The organism is Bacteroides difficilis, assembly GCF_048319815.1.
Lineage (GTDB): Bacteria > Bacteroidota > Bacteroidia > Bacteroidales > Bacteroidaceae > Bacteroides > Bacteroides zhangwenhongii.
Genome location: NZ_CP182814.1, coordinates 4,658,776 through 4,679,726 on the forward strand (window position 1 = coordinate 4,658,776; position 20,951 = coordinate 4,679,726).

General features: G+C 41.5%; 13 protein-coding genes. 4 read left to right on the forward strand and 9 right to left on the reverse strand.

Annotated elements, in window-relative coordinates; genetic code table 11:
- Positions 1-8: 8 nt before the first annotated feature.
- The gene (locus ACNOGP_RS18335; protein ID WP_418213445.1) at positions 9-1,943 is read right to left on the reverse strand and encodes a glycoside hydrolase family 127 protein; all 1,935 of its coding nucleotides are present in this window, start codon (positions 1,941-1,943) and stop codon (positions 9-11) included.
- Positions 1,944-2,107: 164 nt separating this feature from the next.
- On the opposite strand from ACNOGP_RS18335, the gene ACNOGP_RS18340 reads away from it, so the two are divergent.
- Both ACNOGP_RS18340 and ACNOGP_RS18345 read left to right on the forward strand, forming a co-directional pair.
- Entirely contained in the window at positions 2,108-2,890 is a 783-nt protein-coding gene (locus ACNOGP_RS18340) for a HipA family kinase (RefSeq protein ID WP_117935110.1), read from the forward strand.
- Positions 2,868-3,251: a DUF3037 domain-containing protein gene (locus ACNOGP_RS18345; RefSeq protein WP_418213446.1), complete on the forward strand. Its 384-nt coding sequence runs from the start codon at positions 2,868-2,870 to the stop codon at positions 3,249-3,251. Before ACNOGP_RS18340 ends, ACNOGP_RS18345 begins: the two co-directional genes overlap by 23 nt.
- A 25-nt stretch (positions 3,252-3,276) precedes the next feature.
- On the opposite strand, the gene ACNOGP_RS18350 is transcribed toward ACNOGP_RS18345, so the two are convergent.
- The 3 genes from ACNOGP_RS18350 to ACNOGP_RS18360 form a co-directional block, all read right to left on the reverse strand.
- On the reverse strand, positions 3,277-4,893 hold the full coding sequence (locus ACNOGP_RS18350; RefSeq protein WP_418213447.1) for an alpha/beta fold hydrolase: 1,617 nt from the start codon (positions 4,891-4,893) through the stop codon (positions 3,277-3,279).
- 54 nt (positions 4,894-4,947) lie between these two features.
- On the reverse strand, positions 4,948-6,900 hold the full coding sequence (locus ACNOGP_RS18355) for a glycoside hydrolase family 97 catalytic domain-containing protein (protein WP_418213448.1): 1,953 nt from the start codon (positions 6,898-6,900) through the stop codon (positions 4,948-4,950).
- Between the two features lie 70 nt (positions 6,901-6,970).
- Positions 6,971-7,852, reverse strand: coding sequence for an AraC family transcriptional regulator (locus tag ACNOGP_RS18360; RefSeq protein ID WP_418213449.1), 882 nt, complete (start codon positions 7,850-7,852; stop codon positions 6,971-6,973).
- A gap of 120 nt (positions 7,853-7,972) precedes the next feature.
- Here ACNOGP_RS18360 and ACNOGP_RS18365 point away from each other — a divergent pair, with 120 nt between their 5' ends.
- Together ACNOGP_RS18365 and uxuA are read left to right on the forward strand one after the other, a co-directional pair.
- Positions 7,973-8,788 carry an SDR family oxidoreductase gene (locus ACNOGP_RS18365; RefSeq protein ID WP_418213450.1) on the forward strand — a complete coding sequence of 272 codons (816 nt, stop codon included), beginning with the start codon at positions 7,973-7,975 and terminating at the stop codon, positions 8,786-8,788.
- 35 nt (positions 8,789-8,823) lie between these two features.
- On the forward strand, positions 8,824-10,011 hold the full coding sequence (uxuA, locus tag ACNOGP_RS18370) for a mannonate dehydratase (RefSeq protein WP_418213451.1): 1,188 nt from the start codon (positions 8,824-8,826) through the stop codon (positions 10,009-10,011).
- 125 nt (positions 10,012-10,136) lie between these two features.
- On the opposite strand, the gene ACNOGP_RS18375 is transcribed toward uxuA, so the two are convergent.
- The 5 genes from ACNOGP_RS18375 to ACNOGP_RS18395 form a co-directional block, all read right to left on the reverse strand.
- On the reverse strand, positions 10,137-13,637 hold the full coding sequence (locus ACNOGP_RS18375) for a family 78 glycoside hydrolase catalytic domain (RefSeq protein ID WP_418213452.1): 3,501 nt from the start codon (positions 13,635-13,637) through the stop codon (positions 10,137-10,139).
- A complete protein-coding gene (locus tag ACNOGP_RS18380) occupies positions 13,634-16,117 on the reverse strand; it encodes a family 43 glycosylhydrolase (RefSeq protein WP_418213453.1) in 2,484 nt (827 codons plus the stop codon). The genes ACNOGP_RS18375 and ACNOGP_RS18380 overlap by 4 nt, the downstream gene beginning before the upstream one ends.
- Positions 16,118-16,254: 137 nt before the next feature.
- A complete protein-coding gene (locus ACNOGP_RS18385; RefSeq protein ID WP_418213454.1) occupies positions 16,255-17,658 on the reverse strand; it encodes a glycosyl hydrolase family 28 protein in 1,404 nt (467 codons plus the stop codon).
- Positions 17,659-17,676: 18 nt separating this feature from the next.
- On the reverse strand, positions 17,677-18,975 hold the full coding sequence (locus ACNOGP_RS18390; protein ID WP_007759021.1) for an alginate lyase family protein: 1,299 nt from the start codon (positions 18,973-18,975) through the stop codon (positions 17,677-17,679).
- A gap of 15 nt (positions 18,976-18,990) precedes the next feature.
- On the reverse strand, positions 18,991-20,949 hold the full coding sequence (locus tag ACNOGP_RS18395) for an IPT/TIG domain-containing protein (protein ID WP_418210870.1): 1,959 nt from the start codon (positions 20,947-20,949) through the stop codon (positions 18,991-18,993).
- Positions 20,950-20,951: the final 2 nt, after the last annotated feature.

Sequence of the window (20,951 nt, forward strand, 5' to 3'; positions counted from 1 at the left end):
TTTACTATCTATTTTTCTGATTGTAAATCCCAATATACGACATAGCGCTGGTGATGCAAATCGTATAACGGACGAATCACATCTCCTTGTTCTGTCGTAAACTTCAAATCACTTCCTACACGTTGCAAGGCACGTTCAGGGTGTTTCTTATCTAGTTTCAAAGAGGTACGCAAATGTGCTGGGACATGAAAATTATAGGTATAATAATCATTATAAAGAGCCGGATTTGAGAAAGGAGCAGGTGCTTGCATACCTTCAGTCCCCCGTTCTCCTGCCAATACCAATGGACCATATAACAGAGCTGCCTTGTTCGGGTTATCCGGGGTAGTCTCCAATTTGATTTGCATCGGATAAGTAGCCGAGATTTGGTCGCCACCTTTCCATTCACGGGTAATGGCAATATAAGAACCAGGTTTCTGTTTTACAGATATTCTCTTATCATTCACCAACACTTTTATATCCTTGCTCCACGAAGGATAGCGCAGATAAATGGTGGTACGAACAGGATTTTCTGTACGGAGAGTAAAACGCGTTGTTTCTTCCTGTGGGAATTCCGTTTCCTGACGGATTGTCAGTCCTTTTTCTTTCCAGGTTACCTGTGAAGGGATAAATAGATTTACATATATTCCCTGATTGTTATGGTAGTAGATGGCTTCTCCAAACTTTGCATGATTCTCAAATCCGCTACCTACGCAGCACCAGAAAGAGTTCTCTTTTGTGCTATACAGTTTATGAGACCCGGAAAGCAAAGGCAGAAAATAAGCTACCATACCTGTTTCAGGGTCTTGTTGTCCCAAGATGTGATTATACAATGCCCTTTCGTAATAATCTGCAATAGATGAATCGCCCGTCCAGCAGAAAAGATGGCGGCTAAGTTTGAGCATATTATAGGTACAACAAGTTTCTCCGGTATAGCCGGTCAGATGTTGAGATAACTTCTTCGGATCAAAGTAGTGTTCTTTGTCACTGCTGCATCCCGGAGCAAAAGTATGATGGTCAATCATGGTGTGCCAGAAGAATTCCGAAAGTTTCCTACTTGTCTCGTTGTGGGTTAATTCGTAGTTGCGGGCTTCAGCTATCACTTTCGGGATGAAAGTATTGGTATGCTTCGTTCCCAAGTCATCGCGAAGTTCTTTCAAAGGGTCGATTACGTCATTGTGGTAGAAATATTCCGCCAGCCAGCGATAACGTTCGTCTCCCGTTATTGAGTATAAATTATAGAATGATTCATTGATACCGCCAAATTCATTGCGGATCATAAGTTTACGTGTTTCTTCACTAAGGGGTTTCAATTTATTGTATGCCCAATCGCCCATTCGGGTGACGATAGTCAATGCTTTCTTATTATCCGCATACAGATACTGATCTATCAGTCCGGAGAAAAGTTTGTGCAGAGTATACCAGGGAGCCCATACACCTTTTCCCTGAATATTCCGGTTTATCAGTTCCTCGGGCCAGGCACTCAAATATCCGTTTTTCAGTGCATTCTGCACTTCTTCCAATCCGTTAACCAAGCTATCGCCTTTCAGTTTGAATATCTCACTGCCGGTAGCTGCGTACATCAAACCAAGTGCCGAGAGCATGTGTCCGGTAGTATGTCCGCGAAGTTCGCAATCCAAAGATTCCCAACCACCCAGTTTCTTCACTGTCATATATCCGCCCTCACGTCCGGCAAATACACCGGCATTGGTACGGAAGCTATGTAGCAGACGATTCACATCTATTGACGTCATCCAAGCAGAATCCCGAAGCATATTATCACGGAAACGACTTGGCAACAGGCGAACATCTTTCAAATCAAAACTTTCCGCCTGAAGGGGAGCGACTGTTTCCTTTTTCAACTTTCCCTGATGTTGTCCGGGATATACAGATTGAGCTGACACTATACCCGATACTGTCAATGAACCAAACAAGATTACCGTAACTAAAACTTTCTTATTCATATTATTTCTATCTTTTATCTATAAGATACGAACAAGGTGCCTTAAACACTCAAAGCCACAAAATTATTTAATTAAGCTACAATTCTTTAATTTAAAGCCCACTTTCTTATAAAATTCATCTGAAACGTCCTATCTTTATTCCCCAAATCAAAGAAAGGAGCTACATGGATTTACGTACGGCAAATGTTACAAGATATATTCTTCCTCTGCGAGAGGGAGGCTCATTGCCCGCTTTAGCCGAAGCTGACGATGAATTTAAGTATGTAGTCAAATTCAGGGGGGCAGGCCACGGAACAAAAGCACTGATTGCCGAACTGATTGGTGGAGAGATAGCCCGTGCACTGGGTTTCAGAGTCCCCGAAATAGTTTTTCTGAATCTGGACGAGGCCTTCGGACGAACGGAAGCAGACGAAGAGATACAGGATCTACTTCAATGGAGTCGCGGACTGAATATGGGATTGCATTTCCTTTCCGGTTCGTTGACTTTTGATCCGATAGTACATCAAGTAGATGGAAAAACGGCTTCGCAAGTAGTATGGCTGGATGCCTTGCTGACTAACGTAGACCGTACCATTAAAAACACCAATATGTTGATATGGCACAAAGAACTATGGTTGATAGATCATGGGGCATCCCTTTATTTCCACCATTCCTGGACTAACTGGCAAAAACAGGCACTGGTTCCTTTTGTACAGATAAAAGACCATGTATTATTGCCGTTTGCCGATAAACTGGAAGAGGTAGATATTGAATTCAGGCAGATATTAACTTCTGATAAAATCCGTGAGATAGTCAATGCTATTCCCGATGACTGGTTAAACTGGACAGAAGGCACAGAAACTCCACAGGATTTGAGAGACATTTATATTCGATTCTTAGAAGAAAGGATTAAGCATTCCGAAACATTTGTAAATGAAGCGCAAAATGCAAGAAAGGCACTTATATGAATACGCAGTCATCCGTTTCGTTCCTAAAGTAGAACGGGAGGAGTTTATCAATATGGGGATTGTGTTGTTTTCCAAACAAGCCAAATACCTGAAATCCCTCTATACGATAGATGAGAACAAACTAAAACTGTTTTCTTCCGAACTGGATATTAACTGCCTGAAAGAAGGGTTACAGGTCTTTGACAAGATATGCATGGGAAATAAAGAAGGAGGAGCCATAGCCAATATGGATATTCCTGACAGATTTCGTTGGCTGACTGCAGTAAAAAGTTCCTGCATACAAGTATCTCGCCCACATCCGGGACTTTCTACTGATTTAGATAAGACTTTGGAAAGATTGTTCAAGGAATTAGTACTCTGATTCCTTGAACAATCTCTTTGTCAAACTAACGGGCGGTAATATAAAAGCTCTGCTCTACTGCTTCAGCAGTCTGCACTTTAGGTTCTCCGCTACGCCCATATTGCCAGGCTACCACTGTCACCTTTACCGGAAATTTTGCACGCGGGGGAATTTTAGTCAATACCAGTTTATCCCTCTTTATCTCTGCCGGCCCTTCTTTTACATAATAGTAAACCGGAAGGCCGGAGTCAGCAGTTCCTTTTAAACTTATTTCTTTCACTGAAGCCTTTACATCGGATAGTTTCGGGAAAATTATACGTTGGGGTATCCCTTCCTTATTCCGGTAAGGAATACGAATCTCTACCTGCTGAACGGCACTCCGGTATTTATGATCCTGTTTTACGGAAGCCATCAGACAGATGCCTCCTGTACGTTTTGGATTATCCAATCCCATCCGATAGAAACGAACAGTAAAAGTTGTATCATTCACCACTTCCACCGGACCGCAAATTCTCGACATTCGAATGGGACGTGTACTGTGTTCTTTTGAATATTCGTTCCTTAACGTATCGGTGTACACTGCTTTCAAGTGGAAAGTGACTCCATCCGCTTCAGGTTGAAAAGAAGGAGACATACGTACATGGGATTTCGGATTGAAAGTTATCAGTTTTCCTTTTTGCTCAAAGCCGATATACTGTTCTGTCTTTCCACGCTCATTAGCGTAATATTTTTCTGTGGCATCTGCCATTTCCTTATCAAAATACCAAAATGCATGGTGCTTGTCTCCTTCATACTTATCATAGGAAGCGGCTTCGGCTGTAGGTTTTTCATTCTTTCGCCAACGGTCTGCCAGCCAGCCATTCTTTGCTTCTACCGGAATTAACTGAACCGGAATATCCGATGACGAATGTTTCGGCAACCGGTATTCCACTGCCTTTTTTAGAAAAAGAGAAAGATAATCAATCAATTCATCGGATATGTCGAAATGTCCATGTCCTGCATCAGCAAGAAATGAAAGGGGAGCATTCGGATATTCACGACGATAATCGAAAGAGGTTATCAACCGGTCTTCCCACCATTCGTCCTCTCCCATTACCATTAATGAAGGGATACCTTCAATCGTACGGGTTCCCCAATCCAAATTCGCACGCCCGTAACCTGTCAAATGAGTTCTGGGAGAATCACCGTGAATAGAGAGTACAGCCAATGTACGTTCGGGATTCCAGGCGGCAAAGTTCCACGGATAAGTAGCCATTGCCGAGTGTCCGATAGGGATGACCGGAGCGAACTCCAGTTCTGCATATCCGCTTATTTCAGACAAGTTCTTCATCATTGTTTCAAAGATTTGCTGGGTACCTTTTGTCACGTCCCAGCGTTGGTCTATTCCGGGAGTGATCCATATCTCTGCAATTCCCAGTTTACCCATATTCTTCCGAAATTCAGGATGCTCGAAAATTGTCTCTTCGGTCATATTATGTTGCCCAATGATGACGGCACGGACTTGTTTGCAGTTTTCCGGTATCCATAGATAGGCAGAAGGATGGGCGTTTGTCTCTTCTGAAATCAGCTCTTTTATTTCTACGGACCACTGCCAGGGAGCTGCTGCAACTCGGGTAGTCTGCATGAACAGAGATAACAAAACAACAAGAAAATATTTATTCATAATGCTTCTTATAATTGCATTTATTATAGTTGCATTTATCTATAAACAACTAATTTATTTTTCCAGTGGAGTGAAATGCAATGCGGCTCCGCCACTTGATTTTAGCTTCAAAACAAGCTTATCTCCGGTTTTTATCTTCTTATGAGTACTGCGTACTTTCGTCCGTGTCTTCAGCTTGTCATCATCTTCGTACAGGTGAAGCATATACTTCTTACCCGGTTCCAGAAAATCCGTAGTCAATGTAATTGTGCGGGCTTCCGTATTCGTCATTGCTCCTACAAACCAGTCATTCCCCGAACGACGTGCTTGAACGATATATTCACCAATTTCTCCATCTAACGCGCGGCTGTCATCCCATACACTCGGGATTGCTTTCCAAAATTCCAGTTCTTCTTCTCCCTGGTAGAATTCCGGTCTGTCATACCAAAACATAAATTGCAAAGGACTGTAATACACAGCTGCCATCGCCAACTGATGTGCTTTCGTATTCTTCACCCGATTATTGAAATAGCAAAGCGTATAGTCTCCTGCACCTGCCAGATAGCGGGTAAAAGGAAGAATCGTATTGTGTGTGGCATCCGGCATTTCTTCATTTCCACGAATACCCTCCTGCGTCATCAGGTTAGGATAAGTACGGCTGAAACCTGTCGGACGATATTCGTCATGAATATCTACCATCAGACCATATTCTCCACATTTACGAACTGCATCATGCAGCCAAGTACTCCAACGCTGATTACCTATCTGTACAAAACCGAACTTGACACCTTTCAGTCCCCATTTTTTATACAAAGGCAACAGAGTATCCAACTGCTGCACTAATGCACGCTGATTGACATACACCATAAGTCCGATTCCTTTCGATTCGGCATATTTACACAAAGCGGGTATATCAAGGTCTTTATCAGGAGAAACAGTAGTAGCGTCCGAACTCATTTTCATTTCCGGTCCGTACCATCCTGCATCCATGTGCACATACTGAATACCACGTTCTGCCGCAAAGTCAATGGCTGCTTTTACTCTATCATGTTTCAAGTCGCCCGAACGGAATACTTTCCCGGGTTTGATCCAAGAAGTATCAGCCAGTTTGCAAGCCGGATTCAGATTCAAGACAATATCATTATTATTAATTAAATCGACCGGACGTTCGCCAACCATGATTACACGCCACGGAGTACTGTAAGGAGAAATAATATCGACACTACTATACAGGCTTGTCTCCAAAGTGGAAGGTTTCTCTGCCGATAAACGGAATTTACCACGAACATAATCCACCATTTCCGCTTCCAACAAAGCTACAGATAATCCATCAGGCAGTTTCAAGGTCAAAGGACGCTCACTCTCCTCTTTGCCCCATCCTTCCAACGGACGAAGTACGCAAGGTCCTTGTGCCCAACGTTCGTAATATGCCATCGTTCCTTCAGGCATTGTGAAGCTAGTCTGCTCACCGACGATATGTAAGAAAAGTCCATTTGTCGTTTCCGGAAAATGATAGCGAAAAGCAATTCCTTCATTATAAGCACGAACAATAATGTTCATAAAGTAATTCTTACGCTTATCATAACCACCATCCTGATTGCCATTCCCTTCTCCCTTTTTGAATTTTAAAGTCATCTCATTGTAGCAATCACGAACCTCCGCACGTTCGCCATATACGGCCTTCCATGTTTCATCCGCCTTTCGTTGTTCAGTCCCAGTCAACTTCAGATTTTCACACCAAAAATGACAAGTATCATTCGGAACTCCCAACGCCGACTCAAACAGTTGATTCTCAATCAAAACTCCCAATTTACTTTCTTCAATCACCGGACGATTTTTATAAGTCAAGGTATAATACATTTGTGCATTATCCTCTCCCACCGCACGTTGATAAAAGGTAAAACGATAAGCTCCATCAGGAGACGTCAGTTCCTGACGGGTTTCTGTCATCACATCTTGCGCTTTTACCAATGCCGGTATCACCAACAACAAAAGCAAAATTCTTTTCTTCATTCTATTTACGTTCATGTTTATTCATCTTTCCTATTATATACGAACGAGGAAGAAATTATACTCAAATGTTTATTGCCTGAAAAGCTTATTCCATCTGCTCTCTATATAAAGTCGGTGTCATTCCTGTCACCCTTTTAAAGATGCGGTTAAAATGTACAGGTGATTCAAATCCGCAAGTAGCACTGATTTGAGATATATTCATCATACTACTATTCAATAGTTTACAAGCATATCCGATACGCATATCAAGTACATACTCTTTGAATGTCTTTCCTGTATTTTCTTTAAAGTATCGGCAGAAAGCAGTAGGGTTCATCGCTGTATAAGAAGCAATTTCATCCAGACCGATAGACTCGGTATAATGTTTATTCAAATAGGCAATCACCTTTTCCATTCTTTCATTACGCATAATCGAAGGGGACGGAGTATAATGAGAAGTAGTCAGATATTTCTTATGATTGCTGATAGCCATCATCTGTAAAAGTGAAAGCAACAGGATAATTTGATCTGCTCCTTTAGCAGAAGGAATCTGTTTCAATAACTTAATGATTTTCCCCGAACGGGTAATTGTGAATTTTATTCCTCTGCAAGCATCCTCCAATAAATTCCTGATAGGAACAAACTGGGAGTATTGAGAAATAGAATAATGCATAAAGTCTTTCTCAAACTGAATATTGACTCCTCTTACTTTCAGTTCGGATTTTTCTTCGTTATCAGATTCTTCCCCGTCGTCCGGTGGACTTTGCATACTATGAGGCAGTTCGGAACCGAAAAGAATCAAATCACCTTTTGAATAGGCGATAATGCTGTCACCCACCAGACAATCCCCCTCTCCCTTCTCCACATAAATAATTTCATACTCACTATGAAAATGCCACGGATACGTGAAACGCGGATATTCATAAAAGCGGGCACGGACGGGATTGGAAGTCGTAATAGTCAACTTCTCATTCATTATCTTCTTCATAAATCTCCTTTCTAAACTGCTTTTGCAAAGATAGGTAAATATCTTGCAAAAATACGCATCATAGCATGTATAAAAACCCACTATTTTTGCATCCATTCATAAAAACATTTAATAGAAACCATGAACGAATTATTTAGTATTGCCGGTAAAGTTGCTGTTATTACCGGAGCAGGTGGTGTACTGGGTGGAAATATTGCCCAACACTTTGTACAGCAGGGAGCAAAAGTAGTAGCTATTGACATTCGTCAGGAGCAACTGGACAACCGTGTGGCTGAACTTAAGCAATACGGTGACGATGTAATCGGTATCATCGGTAATGTACTTGACATCGCCAGCCTGGAGAAAGTAGCCAAAGAAATCGTAGCCAAATGGGGACAGATCGATATTCTATTGAACATTGCCGGTGGCAATATGCAGGGAGCTACTCTTGAGCCGGATCAGCACTTCTATGATATGGATATCTCTTGCTGGGAAAAAGTGACTAATCTGAATATGAACGGGACAGTCTATCCATCTATGATATTCGGTAAAGTAATGGCAAAACAAGGCAAAGGATGTATCATTAATGTATCCTCAATGGCAGCATACAGCGCTATCACCCGCGTACCGGGATATTCGGCTGCAAAAACTGCCGTAGCCAATTTCACTCAATGGCTGGCAAGCGAAATGGCACTTAAATACGGTGATGGTATCCGTGTAAACGCTATTGCACCGGGCTTCTTCATCGGCGACCAAAACCGTCGTGTACTCATCAACCCAGATGGTTCATTAACAGATAGAAGCAAGAAAGTATTGGCTAAAACCCCAATGAAACGTTTCGGCGACATCAAAGAGTTGAATGGTGCAGTGCATTTCCTGTGTAGTGAAGCCGCTAGCTTCGTAACCGGAGCAATGTTACCTATTGATGGTGGTTTCAGTGCATTCAGCGGAGTTTAAGCAATAAATAATAGCCTGTTATAAAAAGAAAGACTATGATGGAAAAGACTTGGAGATGGTTCGGCAAAAAGGATAAGATAACCTTGCCGATGCTCCGACAAATAGGGGTAGAAGGGATTGTCACTGCCCTGCATGATGTACCGAATGGTGAAATATGGACAGTAGAAGCTATTAACGATTTGAAATCATACATCGAATCTTATGGTTTACGTTGGTCGGTAGTGGAAAGTCTTCCTGTATGCGAAGCAATCAAATACGCAGGAGCGGAACGTGAACAGTTAATTGAAAACTACAAAATAAGCCTTGCCAATTTGGGCAAATGCGGTATAAAGACAGTATGTTACAACTTCATGCCCGTTATTGACTGGATACGTACAGACTTGCAACACCCTTGGCCAGATGGTACCAGTTCCCTGTATTACGACCATATCCGCTTTGCTTATTTCGATATCCGAATCTTGGAACGTGAAGGAGCTGAAAAAGATTACACTGAAAAAGAACTTCAGAAAGTTGCCGAGCTAGATAAGGTTATCACAGAAGCAGAAAAAGACGCTCTGATTGATACGATCATTGTCAAGACTCAAGGTTTTGTTAATGGCAATATCAAAGAAGGAGATAAGAATCCGGTTTCCATCTTCAAGCGGTTACTTGCTTTGTACAAAGATATAGACCGGGATGCTTTGCGTGAAAATATGCGTTACTTCTTATCTGCAATCATGCCTGTATGCGAAGAATATGGAGTTAATATGTGCGTACATCCGGATGACCCTCCATTCCAGGTATTAGGTTTACCACGTATCGTTACCAATGAAAATGATATTGAATGGTTCCTGAATGCCGTAGATAATCTTCATAATGGATTGACTTTCTGTGCAGGCTCTTTGAGTGCAGGCGAACATAACGATACACGTGAGTTGGCTAAGAAATTTGCGAAAAGAACTCATTTCGTACATCTGCGCAGCACAGCTGCCATGCAAGGTGGAAACTTCATTGAAAGCTCCCATCTTACGGGAAGAGGACATCTGATTGACCTTATCCGTATCTTCGAAAATGAGAATCCGGGATTACCGATGCGTGTAGATCACGGACGAATGATGCTGGGAGATGAAGATAAAGGCTACAACCCGGGATATTCTTTTCACGGACGTATGCTGGCTCTTGCACAAGTAGAAGGAATGATGGCTGTGGTGGATGATGAGAAAGAACGGCAAATGAAGTTATAAATCCATACCAAGGCCCAATATCTGAAAGTCTTGTCAAAAACAACATTTATAAAATGTCTGTTCTTGACAAGACCTTCAACAAGAACAACTCCTACTATCTAGCAAGATTACAATACTTAAATGGTTTATTTTGCAACTTTAAAAGAATAGCTACCAGACAAAAGCCGCAATACTACCTTACCATCTTCTATTCCGACATACTCTATCCCTTTGCTTTTCTTTAAAGTTCTATTCCCCTCAACAATATTCTTCACTGAAGTTGCAGGAAGATGCAACGTTGCAGTTGTATTAGCCGGAACTATGCATTGATAAATAACTGCATCTTTTTCTACTCTCCAACTACTTTCGATACGCCCATACATAGAGTTGTAATATCCTTTGGCATAAGTCATATTTCCAGTAGTATCCACTTCCGGTTTCAGCACAAAGTGTTTAAATCCGGGAAAGTTTTCATCCCGTTCTATGCCTAAGGAGTAATTGTATATCCATGCACCGACTGCACCAAAAGAATAATGATTGAAAGAATTCATACGGTTATTTCCACCGAATCCATCTTCGTGAGTATAGGAATTCAACCGTTCCCAAATAGTAGTGGCTCCCTGCTCCACTGAATACAGCCACGACGGATAGTTTGTTTGCTGTAACAGTCTATATGCCGCCTCACTGCAACCATTATCCGACAAAGCTTTACTGATCCATGCCGTTCCTATAAACCCTGTCATCAACGAATAAGGTGGACACCATTTGCCTTGTTCTGTCTTGTTCTCCCTGGCGATTGTCTCCATCAGGTTCTTGACAAACTTCGATTTATTCTCTTCATTAATGATGTCGAATACCAATGGAAGAACATAAGAAGTTTGTGTATCTACCAGTGTTCCCTGCCTCTTCGGTATGAAAGCGGAATGGATGGTCTTGCAGGTTTCCGGTTGCAGGTAGGTGCTGTTAAAGAAAGCCTTTCTGTCGCTGTGCAACTTCCGGTATTCTTCCGCATCTGCGGTCTTTTCCAAAACGGTGGCTATCTTGCTCATTAATTCGAGGTCATAAATAAAATAAGCTTCCCACAAGAGAGATTTATCATTCCTATTATCTTCGAGCCCGAGCCAATCGCACAAATCTCCCCATGCTCTGTTCTGCACAAGCAGGTTTGTTTTCGGGTCGATAGTCTTGTCGAGGATATAGGAAATATATCGTTTCATGGCGTCATAGTGTTCAGCCAACAAGACTTTATCCCCATATTGCTGGTAACACTCCCAAGGCACTGTAATTCCAGCACTCCCCCATAACAAACCACCGAATCCTCCACCCAAAGGAGCAATATCAGGGAAGCGTCCGTCTTCACGCTGCACATCACGCATAGAGCGAAGGTATCTTCTCAAGAATTGCGAAACATCTCCCAAGTATGTAGCCGTGCGGGAAAATACAGAAATATCCCCCGCCCATCCTAAACGTTCGTTCCGTTGAGGGCAGTCGGTGGGGATAGATATGAAATTAGCCAAAGAAGACCACGTGATGTTCTCCCACAACTTGTTTACTTTCACATTCGATGTCTCGTAATAGGAAGTCAATTCGTGAATAGAGCTAAGCACTACTCCTTTCACCGACGCTACGGGAAGGGGGTTGTCAATGCCTGTTATTTCCACAAAGCGATAGCCATGGTAGGTGAAACGTGGAAGAATCGTTTCCTCACCCCCTTTGGCGATATAGATATCCTGCACCATGGCAGCGCGGATATTCTCCAACATAATCATTCCGATATTGTCCTTATATTCGGGCAAGTCCGGATACTTCACTTCAGCAAAACGCAGATAGATTCTTGTTCCGGGTTTCATGCCGGACAGTTTTATTTTAGGCACTCCCACCATATTCTGTCCCATATCATAAACAAATACACCGGGGCGTACTTCTTCCATCGAGAGGGCGGTCAGTTCCATTTTCGCTTTCACTGTCTGGCCGAACTGTCCTATCAGTTCAAAACCAGAGTAATCATTTACCCAAGGTTTATCCGGGTTCCCTTCCGTACTGATATTACCTTCCAAGGCAATTTCACAGGCAGGTTTCCAACCTACGGCATCATAGGTAGCCGTGCTCCATCCTTCCAGCCTTGCATCACGCAGAGCGTCATACACTTCTCCCTGAAAAAAGCTACTGTAACAGATAGGGCCTTTATTGTAATATTGCCAGGTAGAGGGTTCGGTTATTATCACTTTCTCCTGTCCGTCGGCGTAGGTGATTACCAGTTTTGCCAGTAATGACTGGTGGTCACCGAAGAAGTTCCAGTTATCTCCCGTAAAAGTTGCTCCTCCACTCCACCATCCCTCAGACAGTAAGGCACCGAGTGCATTTCGTCCAGAATGAATATATTCTGTAACATCAAATGTCTGATATAAGTGAGTTTTATTATATTGAGTAATTCCGGGATTAAAGTAATCGTCTCCTACCCGTCTGCCATTCAGATAAATCTCATAGATACCGCGTGAAGTAACATATAGTCGTGCTTTCTTTACTTTCGCATCCAAAGAAGCAAAGACCGTTCTTAGCATGGGGGCTGAATGAGATTCAGGAGTGAAAGTAGTGAAAACACCTGATGTAGCACCATCTATACGGCATGCTGCATCTTGCAACGTAGTGATTACATTTGAAGGACTTCGGAAGTTGGCAATTTCCACTTTTGAGAAAGAAGCCCCTTGTCCGACAGGAACAAAGTAGCCCACATCTCCTACTACCGGAAAAGCAATAAAGTCACCTCCCTGCCCTAAAGGATTCAGATTAACAGAGCCGATTTGTTTATCTGCATTATCCACATAAAATTGTGTAAAGCCCAAATTCGAGTGAAGACTTATCCTATGCCAATCATATTTATTATGCTCGTTGATAATCTCCTGTGGAATAGTGAAGCTTCTATAGGGAACGTCTTTTTTATCATTCGGATGATAGCCTGCCCGATATATATTCAATACCGCATCTTTACCCGAAAATAACGGAGCAATATCCAGTTCAACCTTAATATATGATTCGTCTTTTGGTTTTTTCAACTGATAGAGATTCTTGTACCGTTCCATCAAACGTTCATCATTTGCCCCGTAAATAAATCCCGAATGGGTAGTTTTCGATGCTTCGTCCAACTGCAAAGAGAAGTTCAACTTAAAAACCGGAAGATAATGAGAGTAGAAAGTTCTGTCCTTATCGCCTGGCCCAATCCACTTCGCACCATCCCATCCCTGATAAGTATGATCGCTACTCATCAGCCCAGTTTCGAACCAGGAAGAAGCGGATGTTTTTCTATGTTTCATATCCCATACATGAACCGTCCACTGATAGCGGGTAGCAGCTTTCAATGGAAGTCCGGCATATTCGATATTCAAGGATTTATCATCAGTGATTTTCTTTGAATCCCATACTTGCATACCGGCCTCATCGGTCACTATTATTTGACGGGCTGTCTGCGACAATCCTCTTTCACTCGCCATTCCTTCCATCTGCCAACTGAAACGAGGTTTCTCTACGTCAATCCCTAACGGAGTTACAGCATATTCCACTTGTAGCTTTTTCAGTTGAAAAAGAGTATCGGCTGCGCTTGGCAAGCTGTATATCAATATAAGGAATAAAAGGTAAATGTTTCTTTTCATTTTGTAATTATATTCATTTGTACAGATGGCATCGGAATATATTTTCTTTTATTCTTCTGCCAATAATTCTCCAGTTTATCAACTTCTTCAGCAGTTAAATGTATAACGGCTCCATGTTTAGGAGAGGTAAAATGAACTGTTTTCATCACTCCTTCGTTGAAACGTCCCAAATTCTTGAAGTTCACAAAGTCCGAGGTCTCAACAAAGGCGAAGTTGTGAGGATGAATGCTATATACATCGTACATCAACACCCATTTATCTTCTCCGATACGTTTCCATACATTAGGGGCTTCGCAAGCCTTTGGTTCCAAATCGTACCAACGGGAATCAAATTCATAGTCGCCATTGATCCGATTCGAAACAGCTTGTTTAATGCCTGCTTCTCCATCATGGGAGACATAGAACAGATGATAGTTATCACCTACTTTTGTTATGTCTCCATCTATGGCCGAAACCTTCTCACTAGGATACTCGAATAAAATTTGCGGAAGTGTTTCTATTTTATCAAATTCATCATTCACGTACACATAATAAAGTTTGTTTGCTTCATTTTTAAAACGCATAGTGAAGTAAATCATCAGTCTCCCATTCTTATCATCATACGCTACTTCCGGTGCCCAGACACAACCTATCTCGCTCAATCCAGCAGATAGTTTGTCGAAGCGGATATTAGTACGTTTCCAGTTTATTAAATCCCATGATTTCATCAATACTAACCCCCGATTATTCCCCCAGCCATATTCACGCCCGTCACGTTCCCATTCTGTATCCTGATAACCATCCCTTTGTGCAAAAACACGTAAATCGGTCATTGCAAGATAAAACGCACCATCCGGACCACGGAAGATATGCGGGTCACGAATACCTCTCTGCCAGGCGATTGTATCTCCTGCAATCACCGGTTCGCCATCATTCAAGGCAGTAAATGTATAGCCATCACGACTAATAGCCATATAAAGTCCATGGGTTTCATCTTTGTGGAATACCATCAGGTAAGCACTCATATCCTTTTCCTGGGGAATGGCATTTTTATAACGGAACTGACTGAATCCCGCACTTCCCTTTCCCGCAGAGAGCAGACCGATACGCAAAGCAAAAAAGCCGTAATAGTTATTGTGATGGAGTTGTGAAACATCCATATTTTCTATCAGGGTAGTCCATGTCTTAGTGTCTTTGCTGACCATAATCCGGACATTATTTCCCTGATTCTGAAGTCTTACGGTAAATCGCTTCCCTAATGTGTTGGGTAAGTCTATTTTCTTATCCGCATTCTGATAGATAGTGAACTTCTTTCCATCGGATACTATTCCTGCATAGGCTTTTTCACGATAGTATAAGATGAGTCCTGCTATATTCTCTTTACCGACATTAATCTCGACTTGCGTTTCATAGTTTCTATCTTCGGCAGTCGTCAACAGCAATCGTCCGTCAGCCGGGGTAGTACCTTTGGCATCTATCCATAATGTTCGTTGTTTAAATGTCAAAGCCTGGGGTGCATATTCTTTCCAAAAAGTCCATTGAATACCCAGTTCAGGACCTTCAAAGTCGTCAGACAGATGTAATCCGTGTTTTATCAGTTTATCTGTTTGTATCGGGGTAGCTGTCGGTTTTGTACGGTACCATCCATCTTTAGTCCATTCGATAGGTTCGAGTAGGGTTTGACGTCCCAGCGTATGGTATCCTTTCGCATAGGCATGATAAATAATCCACCAGTTACCGTTTACATCATCGATTAATGTACCATGACCTTTAGACCACCAGTTATCAGTTGTACTATAGGTATGGACAATAGGGTTATAAGGTGAATTTTCCCAAGGTCCCATGATATTTTTGGAACGGGCGGAAACAACCATGTGGCTGGTAGCAGGCCCTGCCGTTCCACCTTGTGCGGATGTCATATAATAGTAGCCATCCCGATAGTTCAGTTTGGGTGATTCGAGACACATACATTCAGTATCCCAGCTTTTGGGATATTCCCAACCTGCATATACTGCTTTTTTCTCTCCGATTGTGGCTAGTCCGTCATCCGTCAGGCGGACTACTTCGCCTTCATTTACATACAGATAACGGTTACCATTCTCATCGGAAATATGCCCGGGATCAATGCCGGAAACTTTCAAATCCACCGGTTCACTCCATGGACCTTTAATGTCGTCCGCCCAAGTTACCCAGTTAGTTCCGGCAGATGGATAGTAAATATAGAATCTATTTTTATATTTTATCAAATCAGGAGCCATGGCAGAACCTTCCCAAGCCGACAAAGCACGACACACCGGTTTCCAATTTATCAAATCCCGAGAATGCCAGATCAGGAATCCCGGTGCATAGTAAAAGGGAGAATGCGTCATATAATAATCACTTCCGTCCCGTACGATACTTGGATCAGCATAGTCACCCGGAATTATCACTTTAGGATATTCCTGTGCATATAATATCCAACACGCCAAAGTAAAGAGGAAAAGCAAAATACTTTTTTTCATGGTACTCAAATTAAGCCAAGATTCAATCTTGTATGTTTCTTCACAAATATACAAAGCACAATTAAGTTATTCAAATAAAAGTTTTTCAACTTTTATTTGAATAAAACTTAATTTGAAAAATTACTTTATGAAAATAACTACTTTATTCTCACTTTCTCTACAAAATCCTTCTTATTCACATTCAATTCTTCCAGCGAAGTCACCCGCTTACCGTTCAATACGATATTCTCGAACAGGACATTCTCTACTTTGCGGTTCTTATCATAACCTTCTATCAAGGAAGGATTGATATACTTGCCTGTACAAGAGATATTACGGAACACAATATCCTTCACGCCTCTTCCCGGACCGGTATTATACTTTTGGTTATACATCACACGAAGATGGAACAGTTGCCCTTCCTGAATATTTTCGACCCGAATATCCTCGAACGTTATGTTGCGTGCCAAGTTATGGTCTCCAACGTTGATGGTCATACATCCTTGATAATTGCGGTCGTCTTCATCATGCTCCAAGATATCGATATTTTTGAATAACATATCTTCGAGCACTTCATCTCCCGTCTTTGTATTGCCATGCGTACCGATATTAATGGGGTGCGCAATATCAGCCCAAAGAGTAGAATTCTGAACACGTACTTTCCGGCAATCTCCATAATAATTCCAACGGTGAGTATAGAAAGCAAGACAATCATCGGAATTACGCAGAAACACATCATCAATGACAATATCGGAGCAAGACATGAAATCCAGTCCGTCACTCCACCCTTGATAGCTGAATGATTTCAGGTTTTTGATGGTTATTCCTTGACTTTGTCCGCCGGAAACGGTATAGTGACGTGAATTGACAACAGTAATTCCATCAATCAATACATTTTTGGAATATGCCACCGATATGCCCTGTTGCGGTTCGAGCAACATACCATGCCCCAGAATCTTCACATTTTCCACGCTGTCACAATTAAGACAACCTTTCAGCACTGCCCCACCTTCCAAATAGACCGTAGTGTTGGAAGGAATACGGAAACACTTGCCTGCCGCATCGGTAGGTTCATGGATACCGGACTCAAAATACATCACGTTCGGATCATTCTTATCAGGTATATCCTTAATTATCGGATTGGCAAATACGTGTAGATTATTCAAGCGGTCACCGTTAAACTCTACAGATAGTTTTTGTGGCTTATCCAATGTGAACAGCAGAAAGTTTCCGTCTATCTTCGGCTGAATGCCTTTAGATAGTGGACGTACTATTGCCGAACGGATCTCTCCATTGTTCTTCCGTATTAATACTTCCACTTTACCGGAAAAATCAAACTGCACCATAGTTGCATCCGATTTTGTATCCATATCCACCTTTACGTTATATTCGAAAAGGTCTACCCAATCTTTTTCACCTGCTTGCCGTACTTTTACTGTGTAGTCGTCGTTATGACGGGCATAGTAAATACCTTGCGGGACAGGGTATACGAGTATCTCCGCCCGTAAAATCCCTGTTCCCATAACAAGCAGACACATTATAATAAATTTCAAATGTCTCATTCTCAAAACTACTTGTTTTTATCTTGCATACATCAAAGTGCCGAAACCTAGAGCGTCAAAGCCACCACTTGTTTCACCATAGTTACCGCCTCCGCCTTCGGGGAAGACCTTATCACGGGCTATTTCTGTATATTTCACTTTAGTATCCAGCACATTTTTTACTTTAGCATAATGATAATAAGGAAGTGCCCATATCGGTCTCATTCCTCCACGTCCGCCTGCTCCGATCTCCGGCTGGTCTTCCGGAGATATTCCGCCCCAAGCATTCTGTTTATTCCATGTATACAATGTGTAAGGTACTCCGTCATTTGTGTAATTGAAACATGCTGCATATTCACAAGCTTTCAAAAACATATTATCTTTATATGCGAAGAAATCATCGCCCTGATTATATGCAAGCTGACAAATAGTCCCTAATAATCCAATACACATCAATGAATGCCCTTGATCACGGCCGCTCTCCTGTAATTGTGCAAAATTAGCATAAGCACCATCATATACGTGATAGATAGCCAGCGAAATACGACCATTGGTTTCTCCTGTCTGAAAATGTTCAATAGCTTCATTATAAATATCACGACGATCTGCCAGAATACCAATTGCCATAGTAGAAGCGATATTGCATAATCCCCAATTAGCCCAATAGTGTAAAGGATTCGTATTATGATGGCGAACTAAGAAATCTTTATTCGCAGGATAAAAGACAGATAGCATCCATTGTTGGTATGCGGCAAAATCTTTAGGAGCCCATCCTGCATAGCCTCTCAGCAATTCTCCGGCTATAGCAAATTCAAATCCATAGATTCCGGCACCCAAAGAGACATTAGAATCCCCTCCTAAACCTGTACAGGTTTTTGCCCATTTATTCAGAATCTCTACTGCCTTTTTTGCATATTGACCATTTTCTTCGATCTTCCAACGTAAAGCCAACTGATAAGCAGCGGCGGCTCCACGAGCCGCATTCATATAGTTTTCTCCACTGCCACCACCTCTGACTATAATTTCAGTTGGATAAGTCTGAAAGCTCAACTGAGCATATTTACTGTTCTTCAAGACTTCATATCCTTCCACCCAAGGAGATTCTCCAGCTTTCAACTTTTCACGTATACGCTCAAAATCTTCTTCTGTATGAAGACCTCCGACATGATCCATCGCAACTGATATGTCTTTCGACTCTATCTCTACCAGACTTGTTTCCGGTAGAGGTATTTTATATAAATCAGTCTCAGCTTCCACTTCCGGGAAATTAAATCCGTCACCACACGATGTCATGGACATGCATGCCAACACTGCAACTAAGTAATATATTTTTTTCATAATGTCTTTCAGTTATTATTCTACATATATCAATTTCAACTCTGAAACTTTAAACCAACGTTTATCATTATCAATAGTGATAAGAAAACCTACAATAACATCTGATGTTTCTGACAACTCAAATATTTCTGTTTCAAATATACCTGAACCCGACGCAGGACCTTGAGTTCCAGCATAAACATATACATCAGAATTTGCATCTAGTTTATCTATATTAGGAATATCATTATTAGATGTGCCTTTCCCCATAATTATATAAACATGATCTTTTCCATTATTTAAATTTATAACTGGATATACTGCCTCCAACTTATATTTTCCTGCCGGAAGCTTAAACGATTGTGACATTTTACCATTGTAACAAGCTTGTCTTCCATATCCTCTTTGGAATGCAAGATAAGTTGTACCTTTCTCATACTGCATACCACCAACACCGTTCTCATCTCTATTTTTAATTTCAGCATTCGGATTCCAATACATAGGAGTTTGCCAATCAGCAGTACTACCTACTTCCAAGCCAACAAATGGCTGTTTATAGTTTTTCAATACAAATTCTGTAATATCTGTACCATTCACCAACAATGTTAATTTATCACTAGTTACATCTGTAGGTATTCCCTTAAATTTCAGAACTACTTCACCATCAGTAAAACCAACAGGAATATTTACTTTAATTTCTGTTTCAGTTATTGCCGTCGGTGTCACTTCTATGCCACCTACATTCACCTGTACATCTTCCGTAAATCCTCTACCAACAACTGTTATCTCATCCCCTATTGTAACTAAGTGGCCACTAATAATGTTAGTAGAAGTTACAGAAGTTATATATGGGGTTTCTTTCACGATAAAACGACCTGTATAGAAGATTATATCGGACATAGAAATTGTTAAATCAAGTTCTCCAAATTGTGCATCAATAGGAGATGGTACTAAAACCTGTAATTCCGTTTCCGAGTTAGAAACAATAGTAGCCTCATTATTACCAAACCTTACTTTCACATTATCTACTTCTTTCGGGAAGTTTTCCCCCGTGATTGTCACTGTTGCACCAACATAGTCACTTTCACTAGAAACTTCTGTTATTACAGGTGAAGGAAGTACATTGAATACTTGAACAGCTTCTATTAATTCATAAGCCGTTTCTACCATCACGGCATTATCACCATTCGTCGCTTCTTCCGGAACAATTATCACGATCTCCTCATTTGTTGAACTAACGACTTCAGCCTCAGTATCCCCAAAGTAAACTTTCAGTGATTTCTCATCTGTGCCTACAAAGCCTTCACCTTTTAAGGTAACCGTTGCGCCACGATAACCGCTTACAGCAGACATTTCAGTAAATGAGGCATGTTGCAATACCGTAAATTCTCCTGAACCAGTGCTCAAAGGAGTATTCACATGCTGTTTCGAGATAGTCAAATCAATAGGACCGGTAACAGCTTTTGCCGGTACTTTCGCTATAATTTTTGTATTCTCGCAAGAAATGACTAAAGCAGTTTCCTTTGTTCCGGTAAATCCTAATTTTACCGCAGACACAGTAGAACCGAAATTATCACCTGTAATTGTAATTTCATCATTGGCAAAAGCCATTACAGGCGAGATAGCTGTTACTGATGGCTGCCCAAGTACTGTGTAGGTGAGCTCCGATACATACGTATCACCCATTAAATTCAGTATGATTTTCCCGGTTGTTGCCCCCTGCGGTACTTTCACAATCAACTGTTCTTCCGAACATGAAATAATTTCCGTTTCATCTTCACCAATGAAAACTTTCATCAATTCCGGAGACACACCGAACTGCTTCCCGTTAATTGTCAGATTCTCACCAATATAACCTGCTACCGGAGATATACTGGACACGCTAATTGTACGCGCCTCATACTTCAGGTCTACCCTTTCTTCTCCACCTTTGTCACATGATGTCCATATAAACAAGGACAACAGTAAGCATAAGCTATAATATATCTTTTTCATAA

Coding starts and splice junctions, on each gene's coding strand:
- ACNOGP_RS18335 (WP_418213445.1), bottom strand. CDS start 1,943: ATGAATAAGAAAGTTTTAGTTACGGTAATCTTGTTTGGTTCATTGACA.
- ACNOGP_RS18340 (WP_117935110.1), top strand. CDS start 2,108: ATGGATTTACGTACGGCAAATGTTACAAGATATATTCTTCCTCTGCGA.
- ACNOGP_RS18345 (WP_418213446.1), top strand. CDS start 2,868: ATGCAAGAAAGGCACTTATATGAATACGCAGTCATCCGTTTCGTTCCT.
- ACNOGP_RS18350 (WP_418213447.1), bottom strand. CDS start 4,893: ATGAATAAATATTTTCTTGTTGTTTTGTTATCTCTGTTCATGCAGACT.
- ACNOGP_RS18355 (WP_418213448.1), bottom strand. CDS start 6,900: ATGAACGTAAATAGAATGAAGAAAAGAATTTTGCTTTTGTTGTTGGTG.
- ACNOGP_RS18360 (WP_418213449.1), bottom strand. CDS start 7,852: ATGAAGAAGATAATGAATGAGAAGTTGACTATTACGACTTCCAATCCC.
- ACNOGP_RS18365 (WP_418213450.1), top strand. CDS start 7,973: ATGAACGAATTATTTAGTATTGCCGGTAAAGTTGCTGTTATTACCGGA.
- uxuA (WP_418213451.1), top strand. CDS start 8,824: ATGATGGAAAAGACTTGGAGATGGTTCGGCAAAAAGGATAAGATAACC.
- ACNOGP_RS18375 (WP_418213452.1), bottom strand. CDS start 13,637: ATGAAAAGAAACATTTACCTTTTATTCCTTATATTGATATACAGCTTG.
- ACNOGP_RS18380 (WP_418213453.1), bottom strand. CDS start 16,117: ATGAAAAAAAGTATTTTGCTTTTCCTCTTTACTTTGGCGTGTTGGATA.
- ACNOGP_RS18385 (WP_418213454.1), bottom strand. CDS start 17,658: ATGAGACATTTGAAATTTATTATAATGTGTCTGCTTGTTATGGGAACA.
- ACNOGP_RS18390 (WP_007759021.1), bottom strand. CDS start 18,975: ATGAAAAAAATATATTACTTAGTTGCAGTGTTGGCATGCATGTCCATG.
- ACNOGP_RS18395 (WP_418210870.1), bottom strand. CDS start 20,949: ATGAAAAAGATATATTATAGCTTATGCTTACTGTTGTCCTTGTTTATA.